The organism is Methylobacterium sp. FW102-HT35C08, assembly GCF_058790235.1.
This window is the reverse complement of sequence record NZ_JBYTCL010000002.1, coordinates 4,615,810-4,640,316: the sequence shown is the minus strand read 5'-3', so window position 1 is coordinate 4,640,316 and position 24,507 is coordinate 4,615,810. Positions and strand designations below refer to the sequence as shown.

The following is a 24,507-nucleotide window of genomic DNA, read 5'->3' as shown; positions in this document are numbered from 1 at the left end:
GCTGCCGCGGAGGCTCGTGAGCCGCGCCCGTCAGATGCGCGGCGGTTGAACGGGTGTCGATACGCATGCGCGCGCTTGAAGAGGTCTTCGATCGCCTGCCGCAATCCGCATTCCGTCAGCGATTCCGGCTGGCGGCCGCCGACCGGACCTACCTGCGCGACAAGGGCCTCTCGACGGTTCTCGAGCATGCACGGGACTTCGTCAAACGGCGCCTCGCGCCCGCCGAGCCGATGAATGACGGCAAGCAGACGCCCTTTCGCGGCCATCCGGTCTTCACGGCGCAGCATGCGACGGCGACGTGCTGCCGTGGCTGTCTGGCCAAGTGGTACGCCATACCGGCAGGGCGGGCATTGACCGGTTCCGAGCAGGCTCACGTGATCGAGGCGATCGCGCGCTGGCTGCATTCCCAGAGCGTCGATGGCGCGTGACGCGACGCGTTCCCGAACTGGGCTGAGACCCGCAGCGACTCGGTGGAAGGACCGCGCGCCACCTGAAGAGCCAGGATCGGGCCCTGAGATCTTGGACGACTGCAGCCGGCAACTTCAAGCTTGACGTCGCGCTGCTGCCTGTCTCGGCTTTCCCGCCACTCTGCCCCGCCGCTTCCCACGATCAACCGGCGCTTTGCCTTTTCTCGCGCCAGGGTTGCCGGCCCCGGGTCGCTCCTGCTGCTGGGGGACGTGCGCGTCGAGGAAGCGCCGGCACGCGTCGAAATCCGTCTCTGTCTCCGGCGGACAGGGGACGCCTCGCTGCTCTGCCAGACTGCGCGCGTAGCGGAGCATCGCCGCGCTCGGGATACGCCGATCGCGAGGCTCGCCGGCGCCGTCCGTCTGAGGCACGCGTGGCCCGGCATGGGTGTCCAGGAAGGATCGGCAAATGCTGATGCTGCTCTTGCAGCCGCGGGGCAGCGTCACGCCTTTTCGCTCGGCCAAGCTGACGGCGAACGACATCATGGCCGAGGTCGGCGGCCGGTTGTCGGCCTGACCGGGCGGGATCAGGCTCGGATCGAGGCTGACCACCGGTGAGTCCGCGATCGCGGCGATCAGCTCATCGAGGCGCGCGCGGGTCCGCTGCCGGAACGCGTTCGCACGATCGACGGCCTCGGCACGCGTGGCCGCGCGACCGATCTCCGCCAACTCGGCCTCGAACATGGCGCGCCCGACCGGGTCACCGTAGGCCGGGAATACGCGCCGCACCGCCGTGATGAAGGCCAGCCCCACCTCGGTCACCGCGATGGCTGGATCCTTGCCGCTGGACAGCGTGACGTAGCGGCTCTTCAGCAGCTTGGGCAGGATCGTGTCGCGGGTCGCGGCGGTGCCGAGGCCCTTGGGTTCGTTCGGGTTGACCGGGTTCTCCAGCGCGCGCTTGACCGCCGGATCATCCACCTGGTCGATCAGCCGGCCCATCACCACCGGCAGCTCGCCGCGGCTGATCCGCCGCGGCGGTTCGGTCATCGCGGTGGCGACGCCTGCCTTCGTGGCCGATGCGCCCTCGCCATCGTCCACGGCCGGCAGGCGCGCGGACGTGGCCTCGGCGTCGCGTTTCGCCTTGCCGGGGACGGCATCGGCCTCGAGGTCAGCCTCGCTGCCGTAGATCGCGCGCCACCCCGGCGCGCGTATGACGCTGCCCGACACGGCGAAGCGCTTCGTCCCCAAAGGGGTCCCGACCTCGGCCGCGACACGCGTGCGGGCATCGATGCCGTCGGGAAGGTGGGCGGCCAGATAGGCCTTCGCGACGAGTTCCCACAGCCGGAACTGGTCGGCCGAGAGGCGGCCGCGCTCTGGAACCTTGCGCAGGGGCACGATGGCGTGGTGCTCGCCCGGGTCCTTGACGTAGTGTCCCTTGGCCCCGCGTCGGATCACGGGCGCCTCGGTCCCGGGTATGACGCTGCGCAGATCGGTCAGCACGGAAACCACGGCCGTCATGACCGCAGCGGCATCGCCCGCCTGTCCGTCCGGCAGGTATTCGGACTCGGTCCGCGGGTAGCTGAGGTAGCCCTGATCGTACAGCTCCTGGGCGAGACCGGCCGTGTGCTGCGGATCCCAGCCGAACCGCTTGGCGCAGCGCCGCGCCAAGGTGTCTTTCGAGAACAGCCGCGGCGGCGCGCGCCGCACGTCCTTGTGCTCGACGGCCAGGGGACCCGACCACGTCGCCGCGGCGGCACGGATCGTCTCGGCGATCGCCGGGTCGAAGATCCGCTCGTTGGGCGCATGCCACAGGATCAGCTCGGCGCCGGACCGCGTGCTCAGGTGCAGGGCCACCTTGAAGAAATCCTGCGGCACGAAGGAGCGGATGCGCGCCTCCAGGTCGGCCAGGATCGCGAGGGTGGGTGTCTGCACGCCGCCGAAGCGCCAGGGCTCACGGAAGGCCGGCGGGCGCAGCCGCAGCGAAATCGCCCGTGTGCCGTTCAGACCGAGGTGGTAATCCTCGTACTGCCTGCACAGCGCCTCCAGGTAGGCGGCGTAGTCGCGCTCGCCTGAACCGGGCTCCTTGGCCAGGGCCGCGAAGGCGCGGCGGATCGAGACATCGTCGAGCGCACCGAGCTTGAGCCGGTCGACGCGCCCGCGCCAGCCGAGATGCTCCAGCACCTCCCAGGCGATCATGGAGCCCTCGCGTCCCGGGTCGGTGGCGATGATTACCCGGTCGACGCCGCTCAGGGCCTGCCGGATCGACGCGATCTTCGGCGCGTGCGACTGGCCGGACCGGTTCGTGCCGTGGCTGACCGGGATCGTATCGAGCACGATCGGCAAGGCCTCGAAGCGCCAGGGCTTCCACTCGGGCCGGATGCTGCCCGGCTCCTCGGCCGACAGCAGGTGCCCCTCGGCAGCCACGCAGACGGTCGTCGGCGAGCGGAAGAAGCGCTGCAGCTGCCGCATGGCCGAGGGCTTCTCGAAGAAGAACAGCGTGCGACCGGAATTCGGAGGTGACATGTCGCTGACCGCGAAGACGCTCGCCGCCCTTGGCAGCGGGTTCGCATTTTGTTCTAGTCGGGCTCCGCGCGCAACAGGCACACGGGATGGGACAGCTGCCGCTCATGCCGAACGCGAGCCGGTGCCGCTCCAACGGCATGAGAGATCGTGACGCAAGTCTGACGCTTCCGCCGACGCGGCGGAAACTGGATCCGGGCGAGGGGGAGCGACATGCGCGGCGGCATCGCGGTCTCTGAGGGCCTCGTCTTCGGCGTCCGTGCCGACGGTACTCTCGCCCACATCTCGGAGGTCGGCTCCGGCTTGGCGTGCGGCTGTCGGTGCCCACGCTGTGGAACGCCGCTGGTGGCCCGCAGAGGTGACCGGGTCCAACACCATTTCGGGCATCACGGCGCGGCCGGGGAGCGCTCCTGTCACGGCGGCCCGGAGACAGCCTTGCACCGGTTCGCCAAGGAACTGCTCGCCTCCAAGCTGACGCTCGCCCTGCCTCCCGTGCTCCGCGATGGCGAGCGGCAGCCGCTTCACCCGGGCGGGCCCTGCCGGTTTGATTCGGCGCTCTTGGAGCACCGGCTCGGTACCATCGTGCCTGACGTGATCGTGCGCCGCGCAGACCGGGATCTGCTGGTCGAGTTTCAGGTCACGCACGCGTGCGGCCCCGATAAGATCGCCGGGATCGCGAACCTCGGGATCGCCGCGGTCGAGATCGACCTGTCAGGCTTGCTGCAGAGCGCAGGGCGCCGAGACCTTGAGGATGCCATCCTCTCCCGGTCGCCTCGTCGATGGCTGCACAACCCGAAACGTCAACGCGTTTCCGCCGCGCTCGCGGAGACGGTCGACCGCCCCCTCCGGCCGGGCCGGACCTCTGCCGCTCTGGAGCGCGCCTACGCCGCAGCGTGTCGAGAGGTGCGCGCGATGCCTGTCGCGGGTTTGGCGCCGGCCCGGATCGCGGCCGACGGCCTGTCCCACGCCATCGGGCTTGAGGTTGCCGGGTTCGGCTGCTTCAGCGTCTCGCCTCGGGATTGGCAGGCTCTGATCCTCATGTCTGCGCTCGATCGCGCGCTGGTGCGCGGCCCCGGCGCGGTGAAGGTCGAGACGGCGCTGCGGCAGGTGCGGGAGCGGGGATGGGTGCGGCGGCGCTTCAGCCGCCTTCAGCCGGCCGAGCTCGCGAGCCTGCGGACCGCATCGTCCTCGTTCGCGCTGCCGGATAGGGCGATTGCGGCCTGGGCGACGGCGCTCTCGCTGCAAGGCCTTCTGATCCCGAGCGGTCGGCGCAATGAATGGATCATCCGGCGCGAGACGCTGCACTCGGCGCGGGATGCACGCCATAATGGGGCGGCGTGCGGGCGGTGATCGGCGGGCCCCAAGGCAGCCAGGACCCTGGTCCCCCGTAAATAGAGCGTCCGCCTCTGGGAGGCTTCACCGGCTCAGCCAATCCCGCAGCTTGGTCCAGCGCGGCTTCATGGTGCCGCCGCGGACCGCCACTGCCACGGCCTTGCGCTGCCCGAGCAGCACCACGAGCCGCTTGCCGCGGGTCACGCCCGTGTAGAGGAGGTTCCGCGCCAGCATCGTCCAGTGCTGCATCGCCAGCGGGATCACCACCGCCGGATATTCCGAGCCCTGCGATTTGTGGATGGTGGTGGCGTAAGCCGGCACCAGCGTGTCGAGCTCGCCGTAGGGGTAGATTACCTCCCGGCCCTCAAAATCGACGATCACCGCGCCCTCGTCCACGTCGATCCGCGCGACCGTGCCGAGGTCGCCGTTGAACACCTCCCGGTCGTAGTCGTTCTGGCTCTCCATCACCCGGTCGCCCGGGGAGAAGCGCCAGCCGAAGCGCTCCACCGAGACCGGCGGGTTCGGGTTCAGCACGGCCTGGAGTTCTTGGTTGAGGTTGCGCGCGCCGAGCACGCCGCGCTGCATCGGGGTGAGCACCTGCACGTCGCGGACCGGATCGAGGCCGAACCGGGCCGGGATCCGCCGGGTCACCACCTCGATCAACGTCTGCACCGCCGGCTCGGGTTCGTCGATCGCGATCCAGTGGAAGTCGCTTTCGGCGCCGCGCGGGGCGGGCTCGGGCATCGTGCCCGCGTTGATCCGGTGGGCGTTGACCACGATCCGGCTCTCGGCCGCCTGCCGGAACACCTCGGTGAGCCGCGCCACCGGCACCGCGCCGGAGGCGATCACGTCGGCGAGCACCTGGCCGGGCCCGACCGAGGGCAGCTGGTCGACGTCGCCCACGAGGAGCAGGCCTGCATGCTCCGGGACCGCCTTGGTCAGCGCGTTCATCAGCGGCACGTCGACCATCGAGGTCTCGTCGATCACCAGCAGGTCGCAGGGGAGGGGGTTCTCCTCGTTGCGCGAGAAGCCGCCGTGCTTGGGATCGATCTCCAGCAGGCGGTGAAGGGTCTTGGCCTCAAGCCCCGTCTGCTCGCTCATGCGCTTGGCGGCCCGGCCGGTCGGGGCGGCGAGCAGCACCCGGACCCCCTTGGCCCGCAGGACCCGCAGAATCGTGTCGAGGGTCGAGGTCTTGCCCACCCCCGGCCCGCCGGTCACCACGGCGAGCTTGGCGCCGAGCACGAGCCGCACGGCCGCCTCCTGCGACGGCGAGAGCGTCTTGCCGGTCTTCTCCGCCACCCAGGGCAGGGCCCGGACGAGGTCGATCTCCGGCCAGGGCGGGCCGCCCGCCGCCCGGCGTCGGAGCCGCTCGGCGATGGCACGCTCGGCGGCGTGCAGGCCGGCGAGGAAGATGCAGGCCTTGTCGCCGATGATGTCCTGGACGACCTCTCCGGTTTTCAGCACGTCGAGAAGCGCCGTGCGGATCAGCGGCGCCTCCACCCCGAGGAGGTCGACCGCCAGCGCGACGAGCTCCGCCACCGGCAGGGCGCAATGGCCGGCATCGGTGGCAGTCTGCAGCGCGAAGGAGATCCCGGCCCGTAGGCGCTGGGGCGCCTCCTGGGTCAGCCCGAGCTTCATCGCGATGGCGTCGGCGGTCTTGAAGCCGATGCCGCGGATGTCCTTCGCCAGCCGGTAGGGATCCTCGGTCATGACCGCGATGGCCTCGTGGCCGTAGGTCTTGAAGATCCGCACCGCCCGCGCCGTCCCGACGCCGTGGGCGTGGAGGAACAGCATGATCTCGCGCACGGCCTTCTGCTCGGCCCAGCCGGCGACGATGCGGGCGGCGCGCTTGGGCCCGATGCCCTCGACCTCGGTGAGGCGGCCGGGCTCGGCCTCGATGATCTCGAAGGTGCCTTCCCCGAAGGCCGCCACGATGCGCTTGGCCATGGCGGGGCCGATGCCGCGCATGTGGCCGGAGGCGAGATACTTCTCGATGCCTTCGACGCCCGTGGGTGGCGTCACCTTGAGCGTGTCGGCCTTGAATTGCAGGCCGTGCTGGCGGTCCGTGTGCCAGATGCCGGTGGCGGTGATCCACTCGCCCGCCCCGATCGCCGGGGCGTGGCCGATCACCGGCACGAGGTCGCGCTTGCCGCGCGCCTGCACCTTGAGGACGCAGAAGCCGGTCTCCGGGCTGTGGAAGGTGACGCGCTCGATCGTGCCGGCCAGCGCCTCGACGGGCTGATGGCGGTCGACAGGCTGTGGCGTCGCGCGCTGGTTCATGCCCGGACCGGCTGCGTCCGAGAGGGCGCACCCAAGAGTTCATATCCAAGGGTTCTCACCCGAGAGTTGAAGATCGGGGCTCGCAGGAGGCGAGGCAACGGGGCCGCGGCCGGCTGATCGGGGAGGGCGCCGCGACCCGTCGTCACGTGCGGGAACCCTGCCGGATGTCGCGCCGATCGGGATTCCTCGCGCACGGCGTGGTCGAGCCACGCCGCGGGCGCGGGGTGACCGCACCGCCGGTGCGCTGGGCTCCGGCTCGGTTTGCCGATGCAGACGACAAATCTTACCTAGCCGGCCGGGATGTACTCGATTGTCCGCAATCAATACGTGTCTTAAACGCTGACTTCCCGGTGTTGTACGAGCAGTTTTGTATGGAACCCTTTTCCGCGCTTGCCGTTGCTGCCTTCGATTGAACTCAGGAGGCTAACCAATGCGGAACATCATTCTCTCGGGCGCCCTGTTCGCGGCTCTGTGCGGTGCGGTGAGCGCCGAGGAGACCACCGTCGTTCGCCGGGACGGGCCCGCCGTCGTCGATCACCGCGACACCACGGTCGAGCGTCGTGAGGTCACCACCGGCAGCGTCGATTGCGGCTCGAAGACCGTCCACAAGGAGGACGGCATGGGCAACTCCAAGACCGTCCACAAGGAAGGCTGCAACTGAGATCCCGCGGCTCACATCGTTCTGACGCTCACGGAGACTCACACATGACCAACAAGCTCCTCCTCGCGCTGGCGACCGCCGGCCTCTTCTCCCTGCCGATGGCTGCCCAGGCGCAGGGCACCCTGCGCGGGGCCGCCGAAGGCGCCGAGGCGGGCTCGGCGGCAGCGGGCCCGGTCGGCGGCATCGTCGGCGGCGCGGTCGGCGCGGCCACCGGTACGGTCGGCGGAATCCTGGGCGTTGACGACCGCCCGCGCTTCCGCAGCTACGTCCGCGAGCGCGGCGCGCGCTCCTACAGCTGGGGCGGCCCGGTCCGGGTCGGCACCGTGCTGCCGGAGGACAGCGTGACCTATTACGACGTGCCCAGCGAGTACCGGGTGCGTCCGGGCTACCGCTACACGATCGTGAACGACCAGCCGGTCCTGGTCGATCGCACCCACCGCATCGTCGAAGTCATCGACTGACGATCGACGGATAGGTGGCGGGCGCCGGACCTTCCGGCGCCCGCCACCCGGACGGCCTGTCCGAAAGAGGCTTCCACGTCCTTGCGAGCGCAGCGAAGCAATCCAGGGTGGCGCCGCGTTCAGAGGCGTTCCGCTGCACTGGGTTGCTTCGCTGTGCTCGCAAGGACGGGGTCGCGACCGGGGCGGCGCGACGCCTGCGTCAGCTCCGGGTGAGCGCCGCGTCCGGCAGAGTCAGGGTGATCCGGTACTCGGACGCGTCGTGGCGGCGCTCCACATTCGCCTCGAGCTGCCGCAGGGACATCTCCACCAGCAGCGAGCCGAAGCCGCGCCCGGGCCGCGGCTCGGCCACGCGGGCCATGCGCTCGCACCAGACCAGGGCGAGCCCCGTCGCATCCCGGTCCCAGGTCACCGACAGCGACCCGTCGTCGGACCCGAGCGCCCCGTACTTCACCGAGTTCGTCGCCCATTCGTGCAGGATCATCGCCAGCGACGAGACGTGCCGCCAGTGGATCGCCACGAGCGGGCCCTCGATCACGGTCGGGACATGGTCGCGGTAGGGCCGGAGCGTCGCGCCGATCAGACCCGCGAGGTCGCTCATGCCCTGGCCGTCCGAGGGATCGGCCAGGGAATGCGCCCGCCCCAGGGCCGAGATGCGGTCGCGCATGTCGGAGGCGAAGACGCCGATCTCCCGGTGTGTCCGGGCGCCCGCCGAGATCATGCCGCCGATGATCGCGAACAGGTTCTTCACCCGGTGGTTCATCTCCCGCAGCATCAGGTCGCGGGTCTCGGCCAGCGCGTATTCGGGCGAGACGTCGATGCAGACGCCGACGATCCGCTTCCGGTCGCCGCTCCGGGTCAGGCGGCCGTAGCTGCGGATGTGCCGGGGCCCGTGCTCGGCCGCGCGGATGCGCAGGCGCGCCTCGAACTCGTCCAGCCCGTGCGCTGCCTTGGCAAGTGCCGCCTCCAGGCCGGGGCGGTCCTCGGGGATCACGCAGGCGGTCAGGGCCGCGGTGGTGTGGTCGACACCCGGGGCGAGGCCGAACATCGTGCCGGCCGTGCTGTCGACCAGGACGGTCCCGGCATCCGGGCTGTATTCCCAGACGCCGATGCCCCCGGCCTTGACGGCCAGCTCCAGCCGCTCCCGCTCCGCCGCGAGCTGGCGCTCCAACGACAGGGCGTCGGTGATGTCGGTGAGCACCAGGGTGGCGCCGTCAACGCTGCCGTTCTGCAGGCGATAGGGCAGCACCCGCAGGGATAGCGTCCGGTCGCCGTCCCGGGTGGCGACGCGCCGCTGGATCACCGAGCCGCCGGCGCAGACCTCCTGCGCGTCGTGCAGGTAATCCTGTCCGGCCAGGCGGCTCGCGACGTCGGCCAGCGGCCGCCCGCGGTCCCCCGGCTGCAGGGGGAAGATCGTCGTGGCCGTCGTGGTGAAGCTGCGCACCTTCAGCTCGCGGTCCAGCACGATCACCGCGAGGTCGGTGGATTCGAAGAAGTTGCGCAGGTCGGCGTTGGCGACGGTGAGCTGCTCGACCTTCGTCTTCAGCTCGTCGTTGACCGTGGACAGCTCCTCGTTCGTCGACTGGAGCTCCTCGTTCATCGACATCATTTCTTCGTTGGAGCTCTTCAGCTCCTCGTTCGTGGTCTCCAGCTCCTCGACGGCGGACCGCAGCTTGTAGCGCGTGCGCAGCAGCTCCTCTTCCAGCGCCTCGACATGGTCGCCGCCCGCATCCATCTCGACCAGGTCGAGGTCGCTCGCCGGCTGGAAGGCGCCGATGTCGCGCAGGACGAGCAGCATCGAGCCGTCCGGCAGGGGATCGCAGATCAGCTCGACCGGCTGCATGCCGTATTCCGAGCGGATCTCCACGGTCTTGACGACGACGCGCTTACGGGCGTCCCGGGTCTGGCGCAGCAGCGGGCCGATCACGTCGCGCAGGCCGGGCCGCGCCAGGGTGATCGCGCTGGTGCCGCCGGTGCGCGTCACCGGGAAGTCGAAGTAGCGGCTCAGGCGCCCGTAGGCGGCGATGATGCCGCCATCCTCGTTCAGCACCATGCTGGGTGGGGCGTAGCGCTCGATGACGCGGCGCACCGCCACGGTCTCGTCGGCGATTGAGGGCTCGCCGCGGCGCTCCTCGCGGCCGCCGCGCCGGGCCTCGCCGCGCCGGGCGCTGCCCGGCAGGTCGATCGGGTATTGCGGCGAGCCCGGCGGCCGCTCGAACAGGCGCGCGTGCTGATCGATCGCCGGGAACAGGTGCTCGAAGCGGCTCACGCTCTCGGAGGGGCCGAGGAACAGGTATCCGCCCGGCCGCACCGCGTAGTGGAACAGCGGCACCACGGATTGCTGCAGGCGCTCGTCGAAATAGATCAGCAGATTGCGGCAGGAGAGCAGGTCGACCCGGGAGAAGGGCGGATCCTTGACCAGGCTGTGGCTGGAGAAGCGGATCAGGTCGCGGATCTCGGCCGCGATGGTGAAGCGCTCGGCATGCGGGATGACGTAGCGCTCCCGCAGGGGCGCCGGGATGTCGGCGAGCGCCGCCGCCGGATAGGTCGCCTCCCGGGCGATCTGGAGCATCCGCTCGTCGATGTCGGTGGCGAAGATCTGGACCGCCGGGGCCTGGCCGAGGCTGCGGGCGGCGTCGGCGAACAGCATGGCGATGCTGTAGGCCTCCTCGCCGCTGGAGCAGCCCGGAATCCAGACCCGGATGTCCTCGTCCGGATCGCGGCCGCGCAGCAGCGGCTCGATCGCCCGCTCCCGGAGGAGCTCGAACAGCTCGGCGTCGCGGAAGAAGCGGGTGACGTTGATCAGGAGGTCGCGGAACAGCGCCTCGCACTCGGCCTTGTCGGCGCGGACGCGGGCGAGATAGGCCCGGCCCGAATCGAGGCCGAGGACGTGCATGCGCCGCTCGACCCGGCGCACCAGGGTGGTCCGCTTGTAGCCGGCGAAGTCGTGGCCCACCGTCGTGCGGAGCACCCGGCAGAGGTCGTCGATGTGGTCGGCGACCGGGCCCGCCTCCGCGGCGTCGGTGCCGCGGCGGCGGAAGAACGCCGTGAGGCAATCCACGATCTCGCCCGGCGGCTGCACGAAATCGACGAGGCCGGTCCCGACGGCGGAGAGCGGCATGCCGTCGTAGCGCGCCGTGTCCGGCTGCTGCACCACGCAGACGCCGCCATGCTCCTTGACGGCGCGCAGGCCGGTCGTGCCGTCGGCCCCTGTGCCCGACAGGATCACGCAGGCGGCGTTGGCCTGCTGATCGACTGCGAGCGACAGGAAGAAATCGTCGATCGGCCGCCGCAGCCCCCGCGGCTGCACGAAATGCGTGAGTTCGAGGACGCCGTTCTGGATGACCAGACCCCGGCCCGGCGGGATGATGTAGACCCGGTCGCCGGCGAGCCGCTCGCCGCCCTCGCACTGGTGCACCGCCAACTCGGTGTGCCGGTCGAGGAGCTGGGCCAGCATGCTCTCGTGGTTGGGATCGAGATGCTGGACGATGACGAAGGCCATCCCGGTCGGGGCCCGGGCCCGGGCCAGCATCTCGCGCAGGGCTTCGAGCCCGCCCGCCGAGGCGCCGATGCCCACCACCGGCCCGGTGAAGGGCGGGGGCACGACCTGCCCGGGGCCGTCCAGGATCTCCGAGGCTTCCGCCCCGGGCGTGTTAAGGAAATCCTGGTGCATCGAGATCCGCGAGGGTGAGCTTCGCCTGCGCGACGGTGGCGACGGTGTTGGCGATCGTCATCAGGGACCCTTCGATGACGAGGCCACTCTCAGCAAGCGTCGGGCTCAGCCGGGTCAGGGTCCGGCTCAGTTCGGTATCGTAAGCGGAAAGCAAGTCCGGTTGCGAGCGGCTGACGTCGAATTGGGATGCGAAAAGAAAGCGCACCTCGCCCGACAACGCCTTCAACTTCGACATGTACAGAAGATTGACGAACGGTCGGCCGTCCTTGCGGAAGTTCACGATCGGCGTGCGCACCGAGTCCAGCCGGCCGTTCTCGAGGAACGCGCGGATCTTGGCCCGCGCCTCCTCGTTCGGTGCCTGGCGCTGCAGGAGGCGGCAGTTGCGCCCGACGACATCCGCGTCCGCGTAGCCGGTCAGCCGGTGGAACGGCTCGTTCACCAGCAGCAGCGGGTTGTCGTCGCCGACGGCGGCCAGGGCGAGCGCGATGTGCGTGCTCGCGAAGTAGGCCTTGAGTTCGGCCGGAATGGTCTGCGTGTCCACGGCAGGTTCCCTGTCGCCTCCGATCGGTCCGACGCGGCGCGTCCGGTCGGTCCAATTAGCGCGGTCCGTCCCCATGGCACGCGACGCCCGCCGCGTCTCCTCGGGCGACGTGCCGTCGTGAACGCCCGGGCCGCGCAAGGCAATGACCGGCGCGGCGTCGATGTCGCCCCGGGCCCTGGACGGCGGCTCAGGCCTCGCCCGCGATGATGCCGCGGATGCGGGTGGCCAAGGCCTCCAGGGCGAAGGGCTTGGTCATCACCTGCATGCCCGGCCCGAGATGGCCGTGGTTGAGCGCGGCGTTCTCGGCGTAGCCGGTGATGAACAGAACCTTCAGGTCCGGGCGGTGCTGGCGGCCGGCATCGGCCATCTGGCGGCCGTTCATGCCGCCGGGCAGGCCGACATCGGTGATCAGCATGTCGATGCGCACGTCCGACTGGAGCACCTTCAGGCCCGAGGACCCGTCCGCCGCCTCGATCGCCGCGTAACCGAGATCCTCCAGCACCTCGGTGACCAGCATCCGCACGGTGGGCTCGTCGTCCACCACCAGGACCGTCTCGCCCTGCTCGGCGCGGGGCGCGTGGGCGAGGTCAGGCAGCAGCCCGTCGCCCTCCGCCTCGCCGAGATGGCGGGGCAGGTACAGGCAGACCATCGTGCCCTGGCCGACCTCCGAGTAGATCCGGACGTGCCCGCCCGATTGCTTGGCGAAGCCGTAGATCATCGACAGGCCGAGGCCGGTGCCCTCGCCGATCGGCTTCGTCGTGAAGAACGGGTCGAACGCCTTGGTGATCACGTCGGGGGTCATGCCGGTGCCGTTGTCCGAGACGCACAGCGTCACGTACTGCCCGGGCTCCAGATCGCGCTCCTGCGCGGAGCGGTGATCGAGCCAGCGATTGGCCGTCTCGATGACGATGCGGCCGCCCGCCGGCATCGCGTCCCGGGCGTTGAGGCAGAGATTGAGCAGGGCGTTCTCGAGCTGGCTCGGATCGACGAGCGTCGGCCACAGGCCGCCGGCGCCCACCGACTCGATCGTCACCGCCGGGCCGACGGTGCGGCGCACGAGGTCCATCATCCCCTCGATCAGGCGGTTCACGTCGGTGGGCTTCGGGTCGAGGGTCTGGCGGCGCGAGAAGGCCAGCAGGCGGTGGGTCAGGGCGGCGGCGCGCTTGGCCGCGCCCTGCGCCGCGCCGATATAGCGGTCGAGGTCGCCGACCCGGCCCTGCAGCATCCGGGTCTGCATCAGCTCCAGCGAGCCCACCACCCCGGCCAGCATGTTGTTGAAGTCGTGGGCGAGCCCGCCGGTCAGCTGCCCGACTGCCTCCATCTTCTGCGATTGCCGCAGGGCCTCCTCGGCGCGCATCAGCTCGTGCGTCCGCTCGGCGACCCGCTGCTCCAGGGTCTCGTTGAGGCTGCGCAGGGCCGCGGTGACGCGGTCCCGCTCCGCCGCGACGGCCCGGCGCTCGTCGACGTCGATGAGGACGCCCGGGAAGCTGAGCGGCGTCCCGTCCCGCCCGTGGTCGACGCGGCCGTTCGCCTCCAGCCAGTAGTAGCGCCCGTCGGCCCGGCGGACGCGGTACTGGTGCGCGTAGGCCCCGCCCCGGGCGATCGCGGCCTCGATCGCCTCGGCCAGTCCCGCCCGGTCGTCCGGATGGACGGTCGCCACCACTTGGGCGAGGCTCAGGCCGTCGCGTCCGAGGGCGGGATCGAGGCCGAAGCTCTGCGCGAAGGCCTCGTCCACGGTGAAGCGGTCGCTCGGCAGGTCCCACAACCAGGTGCCGATGATCGCGCCCGCCGCCAGCGCGAGCTGGACGCGCTCGACATTGGTCCGGGCGACCGCCTCGCTGGTGCGCAGGGCGTCCTCCGCCTGCCGGCGCGCGGTGATGTTCCGGAACAGCACCGAGACCTGCCGCCGGCTCGGCGGCTCGATGCGGACCGCCGAGACCTCGATGGTACGCTCCACCAGCGCGAAGTAGCGCTCGAAGCGGATCGGGGTGCCGGTGCGGAGCACGCCGCCGTAGAGGTCGAGCCAGGCCTCCGCGTCGTCGGCCGGGACGAGATCGCGCAGCGTCCGCCCGACGATGTCGGCGATGCCGGTGTGGCGCTCGTAGCCCGGATTGGCCTCGACATGGACGTAGTCGCTCAGCGGGCCGTGCGGGCCGTCGAGGAAGGTGATGACGCAGAAGCCGTCGTCGATGGCCTCGAACAGCGACCGGTAGCGCTCCTCGCTGGCGCGCAGGGCCTCGCGGGCCTGCCACTGCTCGGTGACGTCGCGCGCCACCCCGGAGAACCGAACCGGCCGTCCCTCCGCGTCGCGCTCGATCTCGCCGCGGCGAGCGATCCAGCGGATCGCCCCCGTATCCGGGCGGCGGATGCGGTACGTGACGTCGCCGAGGACCCGCCCGTCCCGCCGGCTCTCCGCCGTCGAGACGAGGCTCTGGTCGTCCGGAATGACCAGTGCCTCGACCATCTCGGCCGGGTAGGTCGCGCGCTCCGGCAACCCGTAGAGACGGCAGAAATGCGGTGTCGGGTGCAGGATCTGGTCGTCGATATCGACCGAGAACAGGCCGATCCCGCCTGCCTCCTGCGCCCGCAGCAGGCGCGCCTCGGCGGCGCCGAGCGCCTGCCCGGTGGCGCGCAGGTCCGTGCGGTCCCGCAGGATCTTCACGTAGCCGATGTGAGACCCGGCTTCGTCGCGCAGCGGCATGACCTCGCCGGCGGCCCAGAGCCGCGACCCGTCGGCGCGCAGGTGCCAGCCCTCGTCCTCGGCCCGGCCGTGGTCCAGCGCGGCGCGCATCGCGCGCTCCGGGCGGCCCGCGGCCCGGTCTTCGGGGGGGAAGATTTGGGCGATGGACTGGCCGCGCATCGCGTCCGCCGTCCAGCCGAGGATGTGTTCCGCGCCGGAATTCCAGTCGGTGACCCGTCCGTCCCGGTTCGTGGCGATGATGGCGAACTGGGTCGTGCTGTCGAGGATCGCCCGCTGCTGCCGCGCGCGCGAAGCGGGCCCGTCCTGGTCCGCCGCGGAGGCGGCCGCCCGCGCCCGTGTGCGGAGCCCGGCGGCCTCCTCCTCCAGGGCGCGGGCGCGCCGCAGGAGATCGTCGATCCCGGCCTCGCCCATGGTCAGATCCCGCGCCGCGCTGTGGGATCCGCCGGCCGCCACCCGGACACGCGCGCGCCGGCGCCTCTGCGCGGGGCGCGGCCGGTCTCGGTCGGGGCAGCGATGGCGGCGGGCACGGGCGGGCGGGTCCGTCTTGCGGGAGGAGCTTGTCGTGCGGAGAGCGGGCGTCGCTTGGGCGCCTTCTGCCGGAAACCGGCCCGCAGCGCCACAGCGGGTGAAGCTCAACGCGCGGCCATCCCGGCCGGCTCCGGGAGCGCCCTGTCCGCGCGGATCCGGCATCATCGAAGCCCGGATCCGGGCCTTCTCCGGCACGGGCTTGGGGCGACATGCTCTCGACGATCCGTCTCCTTGCGGATGTTCTACGACCGGTCAATGGCTCCATCATTCCGGGGCCGCGCAGCGGAGCCCGGACTGACGGGGCTGAAGCGGCTGCGCTGCATCTTCCGCGATCCGTCCCCGGCGCGGTCCTAGCGCGGCGTGGCGAGGCGGCAGGCCGCGCCGCTCGCTCGGGGCCAGCCGTAGTAGATCGTCTCTGCCTGCGCGGTCGCACCGGCGGCAACCACCGGGACCGCGGTGGTCGGCGTGTCGAGGACCGCCCCGCCGGCCCCCGTGAACGTGCACGCGACGGTCGCCTGCGTCACCGGATCCGGCCCCGTGTTCCGCACCGTGAACAGGGCGCGCTGCGGCTCGTGCGAGTCCGGCGGCGTGTGAAGCCGGGTCTCCTGGACGGCGAGGGCGCCGTCGGCCCGCACCGGCGAGGCGGCCCCGAGGCCGGCGCCGGCAGCCAGGAGGGCGGGAAACAACCGTGCGTACCGCAAGCCTTGCATGATCCGTCCCATCCTCCGTCGCGCGCCGGGCCGCGGCACCGATGCCGCCCTCGATCAACGCCGGACCGCCCGTCCGGGTCTCCGGCCGGAAGGCCTGCCCCGGCCGCCGCTCAGTTGCGCAGCGGCTTGGCGTCGATCTGCATCCGGTAGATCGTCGTCGGAAACTTCACGGCCGAGGCCTCGCCGCCATTCATCGTCGGGGTGCGGTTCATCTGCGCCGCCGGGATCCACAGGCCGCCCTGTTCGTCGATCCACATCGCGTCGACCCAGACCAGCCGCGGATCCTGCACCAGGGTGCTCATCGTCCCGTCCGGAGCGATCTTGAGGATGCGCAGGCCGTCCGTGTCGCTCGCGTAGATCGTGCCAGCCGCGTCGATCGCGGTGCCGCCCGTCGCCACGGTGGCCGCGTGGAGCTTCACGTGCGTGGCCCGCTCGGCGTCGCTCAGGGCGGCGTCGTCGAGGTAGCGGGTCTCGATGCTGTAGAGCGGGCCGGTGCAGGCCTGGTAGTAGAAAGTCTTGCCGTCCGGGGAGACCTCCAGCTGGTCGGCGTGGATGAACAGCAGCTTGCCCTTGTCGTCCCGGAGCACCCGGCCCTGGCCGGTGAGCGGGCGCTGCGCGATGGTCGACCAATGGCCGTCGAGGACCCGGCGCAGGGTCCCGGTCTCGAGGTCGAGCACGATCAGCCCGGGCTGGCCGGCATCCGTCAGGTAGACGCTGCGGCCGTTGAAGCGGAAATCGTCGATGAAGCTCTTGTCGGTGGTGGCCGCCTGGAGCGGATAGACCTTGCGCACGGCGTTCCGGGCGAGGTCGATCTGCACGAGCTTGGGGCCGCCCGGCAGCGGCGCCGCGCCCATGCCGGGCGCACCCTTGTCGACCACCCAGAGATCGCCGTCCGGGCCGATCCGGATGGCGTTGACCGCCACGAACGCCTTGGCCGGGTCGTCGCCCTGCTTCCAGGCGTTCCAGCCCGCGTCGGGGAACGGCACGGCCTTGCCGTCCCGCCACTCGCCGAGTTCGATCCCCGTGTCCGGACTCTGGCGCTGGAACGGCGAGAACAGCCGGCCGTCCTGGGATCGGGTGATGCCGTTGAAGACCAAATTGTCCGACTGGATCATCGGCTTGAGCGCATCGGACCCGGCCGGGGCCTCCGCGGCGCGGCCGGGCGCCGCCAGGCCGGCGGCCAGCAGGAGGGCGAGGATCGAGGCGCGCATCATGGGGTTCCGGGGCCTGCGAGAAACGGTCTGGGCGGTAAGACTGCCGGGCGGACCCTGTTCCGTGCCGCCCCGATCGGCCGCACCCGATCAGCGCCGCGTCCGGCAGGGACTGCGACCGTTCGCCGGGGCTGGATCCTGCGGAAATGAGAACATATAGTGAACGTATAGGAACGCCGCGCGTGGCGGACGAGGAGGAGCGAGGGATGGCTCGGTACCGGTTCCACTGCACCAACGGTCTCGAATGCGTGTTCGACGCGCGCGGCACGGAGGTGCGCGCCGCCTCGCGCCTGATCACCCGCGCCCGGAAGGTCGCGGCCGACGTGCGGCAATCCCTGGCGAACCGGACCGACTGGTCCGAGTGGCGGGTGAGCGTGCACGACCTGTCGGGCCGGCGCGTCCTCGTGCAGCCGTTCGAGCCGGCGGCGGACCGGATCAAGGTGGCGGCCTGAGATGGCCGCGCCGATCAGGACGGTCCGGGAGGGACCGCCGGTCCCGCCGCGGCCGTCCGCGACAGCCGGAGAGCCGGATCAGACGATCCGTCCGCTGAGCCTGTCCGAGTTCATCGGCCAGCGGGCGGCGCGGGCGAACATGCAGATCTTCATCGAGGCGGCGAGGAAGACGGGCCAAGCGCTCGACCACGTGCTGTTCGTCGGCCCGCCGGGCCTGGGCAAGACCACGCTGGCCCAGATCGTGGCGCGCGAGCTCGGGGTGAACTTCCGCTCGACGTCGGGTCCGGTGATCGCCAAGGCCGGGGATCTGGCCGCGCAGCTGACCAACCTCGACGAGCGCGACGTGCTGTTCATCGACGAGATCCACCGGCTCAACCCGGCAGTCGAGGAGATCCTCTACCCGGCCATGGAGGATTACCAGCTCGACCTGATCATCGGCGAGGGCCCGGCGGCGCGCTCGGTCAAGATCGAGCTGCCCAAGTTCACGCTGGTCGGCGCCACGACGCGGGCGGGCCTGCTGACCACGCCGCTGCGCGACCGGTTCGGGATCCCGATCCGGCTGGAGTTCTACGAGATCGACGAGCTGGAGCAGATCGTGGCGCGCGGCGCGCGGGTGCTGGGCCTAGGGATGTCGGCGGAGGGCGCCAACGAGATCGCCCGGCGGGCGCGGGGCACGCCGCGGATCGCGGGTCGGCTGCTGCGGCGGGTGCGGGACTTCGCGGTGGTGGCGGAGGCCGAGACGGTGACGCGGGCGATCGCCGACCGGGCGTTGCAGCTGCTCGACGTGGACGGGGCGGGTCTCGACGTGATGGACCGCAAGTACCTGAGCCTGATCGCGCGCTCGTTCGGGGGCGGACCTGTGGGCATCGAGACGATCGGGGCGGCGTTGTCGGAGCCGCGCGACGCGATCGAAGACATCATCGAGCCCTACCTGATCCAGCGCGGCTTCGTGCAGCGCACCCCCCGCGGCCGCATCCTCACCAAGCACGCCTACCGCCATCTCGGCCTCGCCGTGCCGCAGGACGAGACCCCCGCGGCGGCGGCCTAGGACCGTTCCCGACCACGTTGAGACGGTCGACGCCGAAACGGTGGTCGTGGGGTGGGTTTGGATCATCCGATCCTCGCCCTCATCCTGAGCTGCGGCGTGAGCCGCCGCGAAGGAGCCCTCCAGCTATCCGTGCGATCCCTGGAGCCCTCCTTCGAGGCCCGCTGACGCGCGCACCTCGGGATGAGGGGAGGGATGGGACATGGCGCGGTCGGCTCCAGCGCCGGAGCCGACCGCGCCAGGGCAGGGCCCGGCTGGATCCCGGCGGAGCCGGCGACGGTTGATGCTGCGCCGTCGGGAAACGCGGGCGCACCGCATGCTCAGTCTGGACCAGGAGCGGGCGCACCTCGCCAAGGCCGAGCAGGACATCGCCGCGGGCCAGATGCGGATCACCGCGCAGGAACTGCAGATCCAGAGGATGCGCCTGCGCGGCCACGATACCCGCCGCGCCGAGGAACTCCTGGATCGCCTGCGCCAGACGCTCGTGCAGTGGCACGCGCATCGCGCGGAGATCCTGCGGGCAATCCGCAGGCTGGAAGGCTCCTAGAGCGCGCGGTCTGTCGGGACGCAGGAGCCGGTTTAGACCTCCCGGCTGAGGCGACGCATGCTCCCCCTCGGGCGTCGATGGCACACCCGGATTGTCGTGGCTGAGCGGGACAGTCTTCTCCCTGGTCGCACGGAGGCTCTCACGGAGGCTGTCTTGCCGGACCCGATCTCCGTCCCCGGCCGCGTACAACCGGTGGTTGGTTGAGAGCGCCCGGGAGGCGATCCGGCGGTCGCGCGCTTCTGAAACAGACCGTGCCGATGATCCTCAATCCAGGGCCGCGGGGAATGCGGCCGGCCAAGATCCAGGCCCTTTGATCCGCCTGGAGATCCAAGCCGCCCGCCGCAGTGTTCCCCCTGGGCGTGGAGAGCCTAGCATGACCAATCGCGACATCATCGTCATCGGCGGCTCGTCCGGTGCGACCCTGCCGCTCAAGACGATCCTGGGCACGCTGCCGAAGGACCTGCCGGCGGCGGTGTTCGTCGTGGTCCACATCCCGGCCCGGAGCCTCGGCCTGCTCGCGACCGTGACGGCCGCGGCGGCCCACATGCCGGTCCATCGGGCGGCGGACGGCATGGCGGTCACCCCCGGCAACATCTATCTCGGCGTGCCGGATTACCACCTCATCCTGGCAGACGGGCGGATCCGGCTCGGGCGCGGACCCCGCGAGAACATGGCGCGGCCGTCCATCGACCCGCTGTTCCGCTCGGCCGCCGTGTCGTACGGCCCCCGGGTGATCGGCGTGCTCCTGAGCGGCCTCCTCAACGACGGGACCGCCGGCCTGGACGCGATCAAGCGCTGCGGCGGCCTCGCCCTCGTGCAGGATCCGGCCGACGCCATCGCCGACGAGATGCCGCGCAGCGCGCTCTCGACCCTGGACGTCGATCTCACCCTGTCGGCGACCCGCATCGGCGACGTGCTCGCCGATCTCGTTCGCGATCCCGCCGGCCCGCCGCGGCCGGTGCCGCCGGAGCTGCGGCTGGAGGTAGACATCGCGGCGGGCGCCCGGGTCGGCAGCGACGTGATCGGCAGGATTGCCACGCCGGCTGCCTTCTCGTGCCCGCAATGCGGCGGCGTCCTCTCGACGATGAAGGACGGCAAGCCGCTCCGCTTCCGCTGCCAGGTCGGTCACGCCTTCACGGCCGAGCTCGTCGCCAAGGAGCAGGAGAACTCGGTCGACGAGGCCCTGCGGGTGGCTTTGCGCATCATCGAGGAGCGGGCCGAGCTCGTCCGGCGCATGGCCGCCGACGGCCGCGAGGCCGGGCGGCGGGCGCTGGCCGAGATGTACGACGAGCGCGCGGCCGAGTACCGCGCCTATGCCGAGACGATCCGAAAAGCCGTGCTGCACACGCTTCCCTCGCCCGAGCCCTCGGGTAATGAGGGAGCACAGGAGGAGTGATGCGTACGCCGGCTGCAATGTCCGCGACAGGAGCGGGGTCTTGGCCCCCATTCTGGCGGGTAACGACCGTCCGCACGCGTCCATGAGCCCCGGATCAGCGCCGCGATGGTGACAGCCTCTCCCGATGCGGCCACCCCCGACGACCGGCCCGCCGTCGTCGCGGTCTGTGCCTCGGCCGCGAGCCCGCAGCCGCTGCTGCAACTCCTGCGCGCGCTGACGCCGCACTCCGACATGGCGCTGGTCATCGTGCTGCAGCACCGGGAGGCGCTGGACACGGAGCCGTTCATGCACGCCCTGCGCGAAGCCGGCCACGTGCCGAGCCCGATCGCGCCCGACGTCCCGCTCGAGCCGGGGAAAACCTACCTGCCCGATCCGGACGTGATCGTGAGCCTGGAGAACGGCCGGTTCCGGATCCAGGCCGTCGAGGAGCAGCCCGGCGCGCGCGGAACCATCGACAGCTTCCTGGTGGCGCTGGCCGGCGACGAGGACGGCCACAGCATCGCGGTCATCCTGGCCGGCACCGGCGCGGACGGCACGCTCGGCCTCAAGGCCGTGAAGGCGGCGGGCGGACTGGCGCTCGCGGAGGAGACCGAGGAATCCCGGTCCAGCGAGCTCGCGCGCAGCAATCATCCCGCCGCCCTGGCCGACGCGGTTCTGCCCATCGATCAACTCGCGGAGCGAATCAAGGACGGGGTCCGCCAGATCGAGCCCGCCGCCGGGCGTGCCCGGCCCGACGACGCGGAGGTCTCGGCGGCGCTGGCGAGCATCGCGGGGGTCCTGCGCAAGCGGACCGGACACGATTTCCACGGCTACAAGCCCGGCACCTTCCTGCGCCGCGTCCAGCGGCGGGTGCAGGTCGTCCAGGTGACCTCGATCGGGGCCTATCTCGACTTGCTGCGCGAACGGCCCGACGAGGCTCAGGAGCTGTTCAACGATCTGCTGATCGGCGTCACGCAGTTCTTCCGCGATCCGCACGAGTTCGACCTGCTCGCCCGCGAGGTCGTCCCGAAGCTGTTCGCCGGCAAGGCCCAGAACGACCGACTCCGGGTCTGGGTGATCGGCTGCTCCACCGGCGAGGAGGCCTATTCCCTCGGTATCCTGCTGCGCGAGCACATGGCCACCCTCGATGACGCGCCGCAGGTGCAGATCTTCGCCACGGACCTCGACGGCCGGGCGCTCGCGGCGGCGCGGGCCGCGCGCTACGCGGCCACGATCGCGGACGACATGTCGCCGGAGCGGCTGGCGCGGTGGTTCGTCAAGGAAGGCAACACCTACTGCGTGGTCAAGGAGCTGCGGGAGATGTGCATCTTCTCGCAGCACAGCATCATCAAGGACGCCCCGTTCTCGCGCGTCGACATCGTCTCCTGCCGCAACCTGCTGATCTACCTCGACGCCGAGCTGCAGAACCACGTGATCCCGCTGTTCCACTTCGCGCTGCGGCCGGACGGCGTGCTGTTCCTGGGCAATTCCGAGAACGTCTCCCGCCACACGCACCTGTTCGCGCCGCTCGAGAACCGCTCACGGGTGTTCCGCCGGCTCGAAGCGCCCAACCGGCTGCTGCCCAACTTCCCGTTCACGGTGGCGTCGCTACCCGCCGAGAAGCTGCCCGCGCGCAACGCCCCGCCCCGCGCGATCGAGCCGTCCCTGGCGCAGCGGGCCGAACGCTTCGCGGAGCGCTACGCGCCGGCCTACGTGATCCTCGACGAACGCTACAACGTCCTGCATTTCTCCGCCCGGACGGGCCGCTACCTCGATCCGGTCGGCGGGGCGGCGACGCTGAACCTCCTGCAGCTGATCCATCCCGACCTGCGCTTCGACGTGCGCGAGGCACTGTCGCGGGCCGCCGAGGCGGAGGAGACCGTCGAGCTCGAGGACCGGCGGATCGGGCTCAACGGCCACAGCCTCGTCGTCGACCTCGTGGTCGAGCCGGTCAAGCACGCGTCCGGACCGGTGCGGAGCTACTTCGTCCTGTTCAAGGACGGGCACGCGGCGCCGGGACCGGAGCAGATCGCCGCCACCACCGCCTCCGACCAGCAGGCCTATATCCAGCAGCTCGAAGCCGAGCTGCGCGAGACCCGGGAGCGGCTCCAGGCGACCGCCGAGGAGGCCGAGACCACCAGCGAGGAGCTGAAGGCCTCCAACGAGGAATACCAATCCCTCAATGAGGAGCTGCAAGCCGCCAACGAGGAGCTGCAGACCTCCAAGGAGGAGTTGCAGTCGCTCAACGAGGAATTGACCACCGTCAATGGCGAACTCAGCCTGCGGGTGCAGGAACTCGGGCGCAGCAACAGCGACCTGAAGAACTTCCTCGAGAGCACGCAGATCGCGACGATCTTCCTCGACAACGAGCTGCGGGTGACGAACTACACCCCGGCGGTCACCGAGATCTTCCACCTCGTCGAGACCGATGTCGGCCGCCCGATCGGCCACATCAAGTCGCGCCTCGCCTACGACGACCTCCAGACCGATGCCCGGCGGGTGCTGCGGACCCTGGCGGCGGCCGAGCGGGAGATCGAGAGCGTGGTGACGGGCGCGCACTACATGGTGCGGGTCCTGCCGTACCGGAGCATCGACAACTTCATCGCCGGCGTGGTCATCACCTTCGTCGACATCACGGCGCGCAAGCGTACCGAGACCGACCTGCGCGAGAGCCAGGAACGCTTCCGCCTCGTCGTCGAGAATGCCCGGGACCACGCCATCTTCACCCTCGATCCCGAGAACCGGATCACCGACTGGTATCCGAGCGCCGAAGCGGTGTTCGGCTGGACGGCCGACGAGGCCATCGGGCAGAGCGGCAGCGTCCTGTACACGCCGGCGGACCGGCGGCACGGGGAGGACGTGAAGGAGTTGGAGGAGGCGCGCCGGGAAGGCTCGGCGCCCAATGTCCGCTGGCACCTGCGCAAGGACGGCGCGCGCGTGTTCATCGAGGGCACGACCCGAGCCCTGCATCACGCGGACGGGTCGCTCCGCGGCTTCCTGAAGATCGGCCAGGACACCACGAACCGGCGGGAGACCCGCGAGGCCCTGCGCGCCAGCGAGACGCGCCAGCTGGCGCTGATCGAGGGCATCCCGCAGCTCGTCTGGCGTTCGGCCGATAACGGGCAATGGACCTGGGGCAGCCCGCAATGGCTGTCCTTCACCGGCCAGTCGCAGGAGGAGAGCGTCGGCCTGGGCTGGCTCGACGCCGTCCACCCGGATGATCGCGACGCCGCCCTGGGAGCCTGGGAGCAGGCCGCGGTCGATGGCGTCCTCGCCGTCGAGTACCGTATTCGCCGCGCCGCCGACGGGGCTTGGCTGTGGCACCATACCCGCTCGCTGCCGGTGCGGGACGCCGAGGGCCGCACCGTGGAATGGCTCGGCACCTCGACCGACATCGATGCCATCCGCCAGCTCCAGGCCCGGCAGGAGGTCCTGGTCAACGAGCTGCAGCACCGGGCCCGCAACCTGCTCGGCGTCGTCTCGGCCGTCGCCGACCGGACGGTGAAGCAGGGCGGGTCGGTGGAGGCATTCGAGGAGCGGCTGCAGGCGCTCAGCCGGGCGCAGGGCCTGCTCAGCCAGGGCGGCAACGACACCGTCGATGTCGGCGCCCTGGTGCGGGCCGAGCTGGCCGCCTACACCGACGAGGCCTCACCCGCCGTCGCGATCGAGGGGCCGGAGGTCCGGCTCAAGGCGCGGCAGGTGCAGAACTTCGCCCTCGCCCTGCACGAGCTCACCACAAATGCGGTGAAGTACGGCGCCCTGAAGGACGGCTCCGGACGCCTGTCGATCACGTGGGACCTCGCGCACGATGAGAGCACGGGCCGCCGGCTTGCGCTGCGCTGGATCGAGAGCGGGGTCGCTATCCCCCAGGGCGCGGCGCCCCGGCGCGGCTACGGCACGGAGCTGATTCAGGAGGCGCTCGCCTACGCGCTGCAGGCCGAGGTCGAATACGTCCTCAAGCCGGGCGGCGTGCGCTGCCGGATCGAGATGCCGGTTTCCTGACCAAGGTGAACCCGCGGTCACGCTGTCCGGTTGAATCCCGTGTGTCCCGATCGGTCCCCGGAGAGCC

The 24,507-nt window shown here is 70.9% G+C and carries 16 protein-coding genes; 9 read left to right on the top strand and 7 right to left on the bottom strand.

Annotation, left to right across the window (positions count from 1 at the left end; genetic code table 11):
• Nucleotides 1-65 precede the first annotated feature (65 nt).
• Nucleotides 66-428: a DUF4186 domain-containing protein gene (locus AC3WSN_RS22000; protein WP_492540843.1), complete on the top strand. Its 363-nt coding sequence runs from the start codon at nt 66-68 to the stop codon at nt 426-428.
• A 114-nt stretch (nt 429-542) separates the two neighbouring features.
• Here AC3WSN_RS22000 and AC3WSN_RS21995 read toward each other — a convergent pair whose 3' ends face one another.
• The gene (locus AC3WSN_RS21995) at nt 543-2,927 is read right to left on the bottom strand and encodes a type IA DNA topoisomerase (RefSeq protein ID WP_492540841.1); all 2,385 of its coding nucleotides are present in this window, start codon (nt 2,925-2,927) and stop codon (nt 543-545) included.
• Nucleotides 2,928-3,359: 432 nt separating this feature from the next.
• On the opposite strand from AC3WSN_RS21995, the gene AC3WSN_RS21990 reads away from it, so the two are divergent.
• On the top strand, nt 3,360-4,274 hold the full coding sequence (locus AC3WSN_RS21990) for a hypothetical protein (RefSeq protein ID WP_492540839.1): 915 nt from the start codon (nt 3,360-3,362) through the stop codon (nt 4,272-4,274).
• 66 nt (nt 4,275-4,340) lie between these two features.
• Here the strand turns inward: AC3WSN_RS21990 and recD2 are convergent, their stop codons facing one another.
• The gene (gene recD2 / locus AC3WSN_RS21985; protein WP_492540837.1) at nt 4,341-6,536 is read right to left on the bottom strand and encodes an SF1B family DNA helicase RecD2; all 2,196 of its coding nucleotides are present in this window, start codon (nt 6,534-6,536) and stop codon (nt 4,341-4,343) included.
• A 430-nt stretch (nt 6,537-6,966) separates the two neighbouring features.
• Here recD2 and AC3WSN_RS21980 point away from each other — a divergent pair, with 430 nt between their 5' ends.
• Complete coding sequence (locus tag AC3WSN_RS21980; protein WP_492540835.1) at nt 6,967-7,197, top strand: hypothetical protein; 231 nt, start codon at nt 6,967-6,969, stop codon at nt 7,195-7,197.
• Nucleotides 7,198-7,241: 44 nt separating this feature from the next.
• Nucleotides 7,242-7,658 carry a DUF1236 domain-containing protein gene (locus AC3WSN_RS21975; protein WP_192711070.1) on the top strand — a complete coding sequence of 139 codons (417 nt, stop codon included), beginning with the start codon at nt 7,242-7,244 and terminating at the stop codon, nt 7,656-7,658.
• A 199-nt stretch (nt 7,659-7,857) separates the two neighbouring features.
• Here the strand turns inward: AC3WSN_RS21975 and AC3WSN_RS21970 are convergent, their stop codons facing one another.
• The 5 genes from AC3WSN_RS21970 to AC3WSN_RS21950 all read right to left on the bottom strand — a co-directional run bounded on the left by AC3WSN_RS21970 (nt 7,858) and on the right by AC3WSN_RS21950 (nt 17,019).
• Nucleotides 7,858-11,328 carry a chemotaxis protein CheB gene (locus AC3WSN_RS21970; RefSeq protein WP_492540833.1) on the bottom strand — a complete coding sequence of 1,157 codons (3,471 nt, stop codon included), beginning with the start codon at nt 11,326-11,328 and terminating at the stop codon, nt 7,858-7,860.
• Nucleotides 11,309-11,869: a PAS domain-containing protein gene (locus tag AC3WSN_RS21965; protein WP_192711113.1), complete on the bottom strand. Its 561-nt coding sequence runs from the start codon at nt 11,867-11,869 to the stop codon at nt 11,309-11,311. The genes AC3WSN_RS21970 and AC3WSN_RS21965 overlap by 20 nt, the downstream gene beginning before the upstream one ends.
• Before the next feature lie 187 nt (nt 11,870-12,056).
• Nucleotides 12,057-14,981: a PAS domain-containing hybrid sensor histidine kinase/response regulator gene (locus AC3WSN_RS21960; protein WP_492540830.1), complete on the bottom strand. Its 2,925-nt coding sequence runs from the start codon at nt 14,979-14,981 to the stop codon at nt 12,057-12,059.
• Nucleotides 14,982-15,448: 467 nt separating this feature from the next.
• The gene (locus AC3WSN_RS21955; protein WP_492540828.1) at nt 15,449-15,808 is read right to left on the bottom strand and encodes a hypothetical protein; all 360 of its coding nucleotides are present in this window, start codon (nt 15,806-15,808) and stop codon (nt 15,449-15,451) included.
• Between the two features lie 110 nt (nt 15,809-15,918).
• On the bottom strand, nt 15,919-17,019 hold the full coding sequence (locus tag AC3WSN_RS21950; RefSeq protein ID WP_492540826.1) for an SMP-30/gluconolactonase/LRE family protein: 1,101 nt from the start codon (nt 17,017-17,019) through the stop codon (nt 15,919-15,921).
• Nucleotides 17,020-17,225: 206 nt separating this feature from the next.
• On the opposite strand from AC3WSN_RS21950, the gene AC3WSN_RS21945 reads away from it, so the two are divergent.
• The 5 genes from AC3WSN_RS21945 to AC3WSN_RS21925 all read left to right on the top strand — a co-directional run bounded on the left by AC3WSN_RS21945 (nt 17,226) and on the right by AC3WSN_RS21925 (nt 24,440).
• Complete coding sequence (locus tag AC3WSN_RS21945; RefSeq protein ID WP_192711066.1) at nt 17,226-17,471, top strand: DUF6894 family protein; 246 nt, start codon at nt 17,226-17,228, stop codon at nt 17,469-17,471.
• A 1-nt stretch (nt 17,472) separates the two neighbouring features.
• Nucleotides 17,473-18,519 (top strand): Holliday junction branch migration DNA helicase RuvB, encoded by a 1,047-nt coding sequence (gene ruvB / locus AC3WSN_RS21940; RefSeq protein WP_492540824.1) that lies wholly within the window; start codon nt 17,473-17,475, stop codon nt 18,517-18,519.
• 280 nt (nt 18,520-18,799) lie between these two features.
• Complete coding sequence (locus tag AC3WSN_RS21935) at nt 18,800-19,063, top strand: hypothetical protein (protein ID WP_492540822.1); 264 nt, start codon at nt 18,800-18,802, stop codon at nt 19,061-19,063.
• 373 nt (nt 19,064-19,436) lie between these two features.
• Nucleotides 19,437-20,459, top strand: a complete 1,023-nt coding sequence (locus AC3WSN_RS21930) for a chemotaxis protein CheB (protein ID WP_492540820.1) — start codon at nt 19,437-19,439, stop codon at nt 20,457-20,459.
• A gap of 105 nt (nt 20,460-20,564) precedes the next feature.
• Nucleotides 20,565-24,440 (top strand): CheR family methyltransferase, encoded by a 3,876-nt coding sequence (locus AC3WSN_RS21925; RefSeq protein WP_492540818.1) that lies wholly within the window; start codon nt 20,565-20,567, stop codon nt 24,438-24,440.
• Nucleotides 24,441-24,507 lie beyond the last annotated feature (67 nt).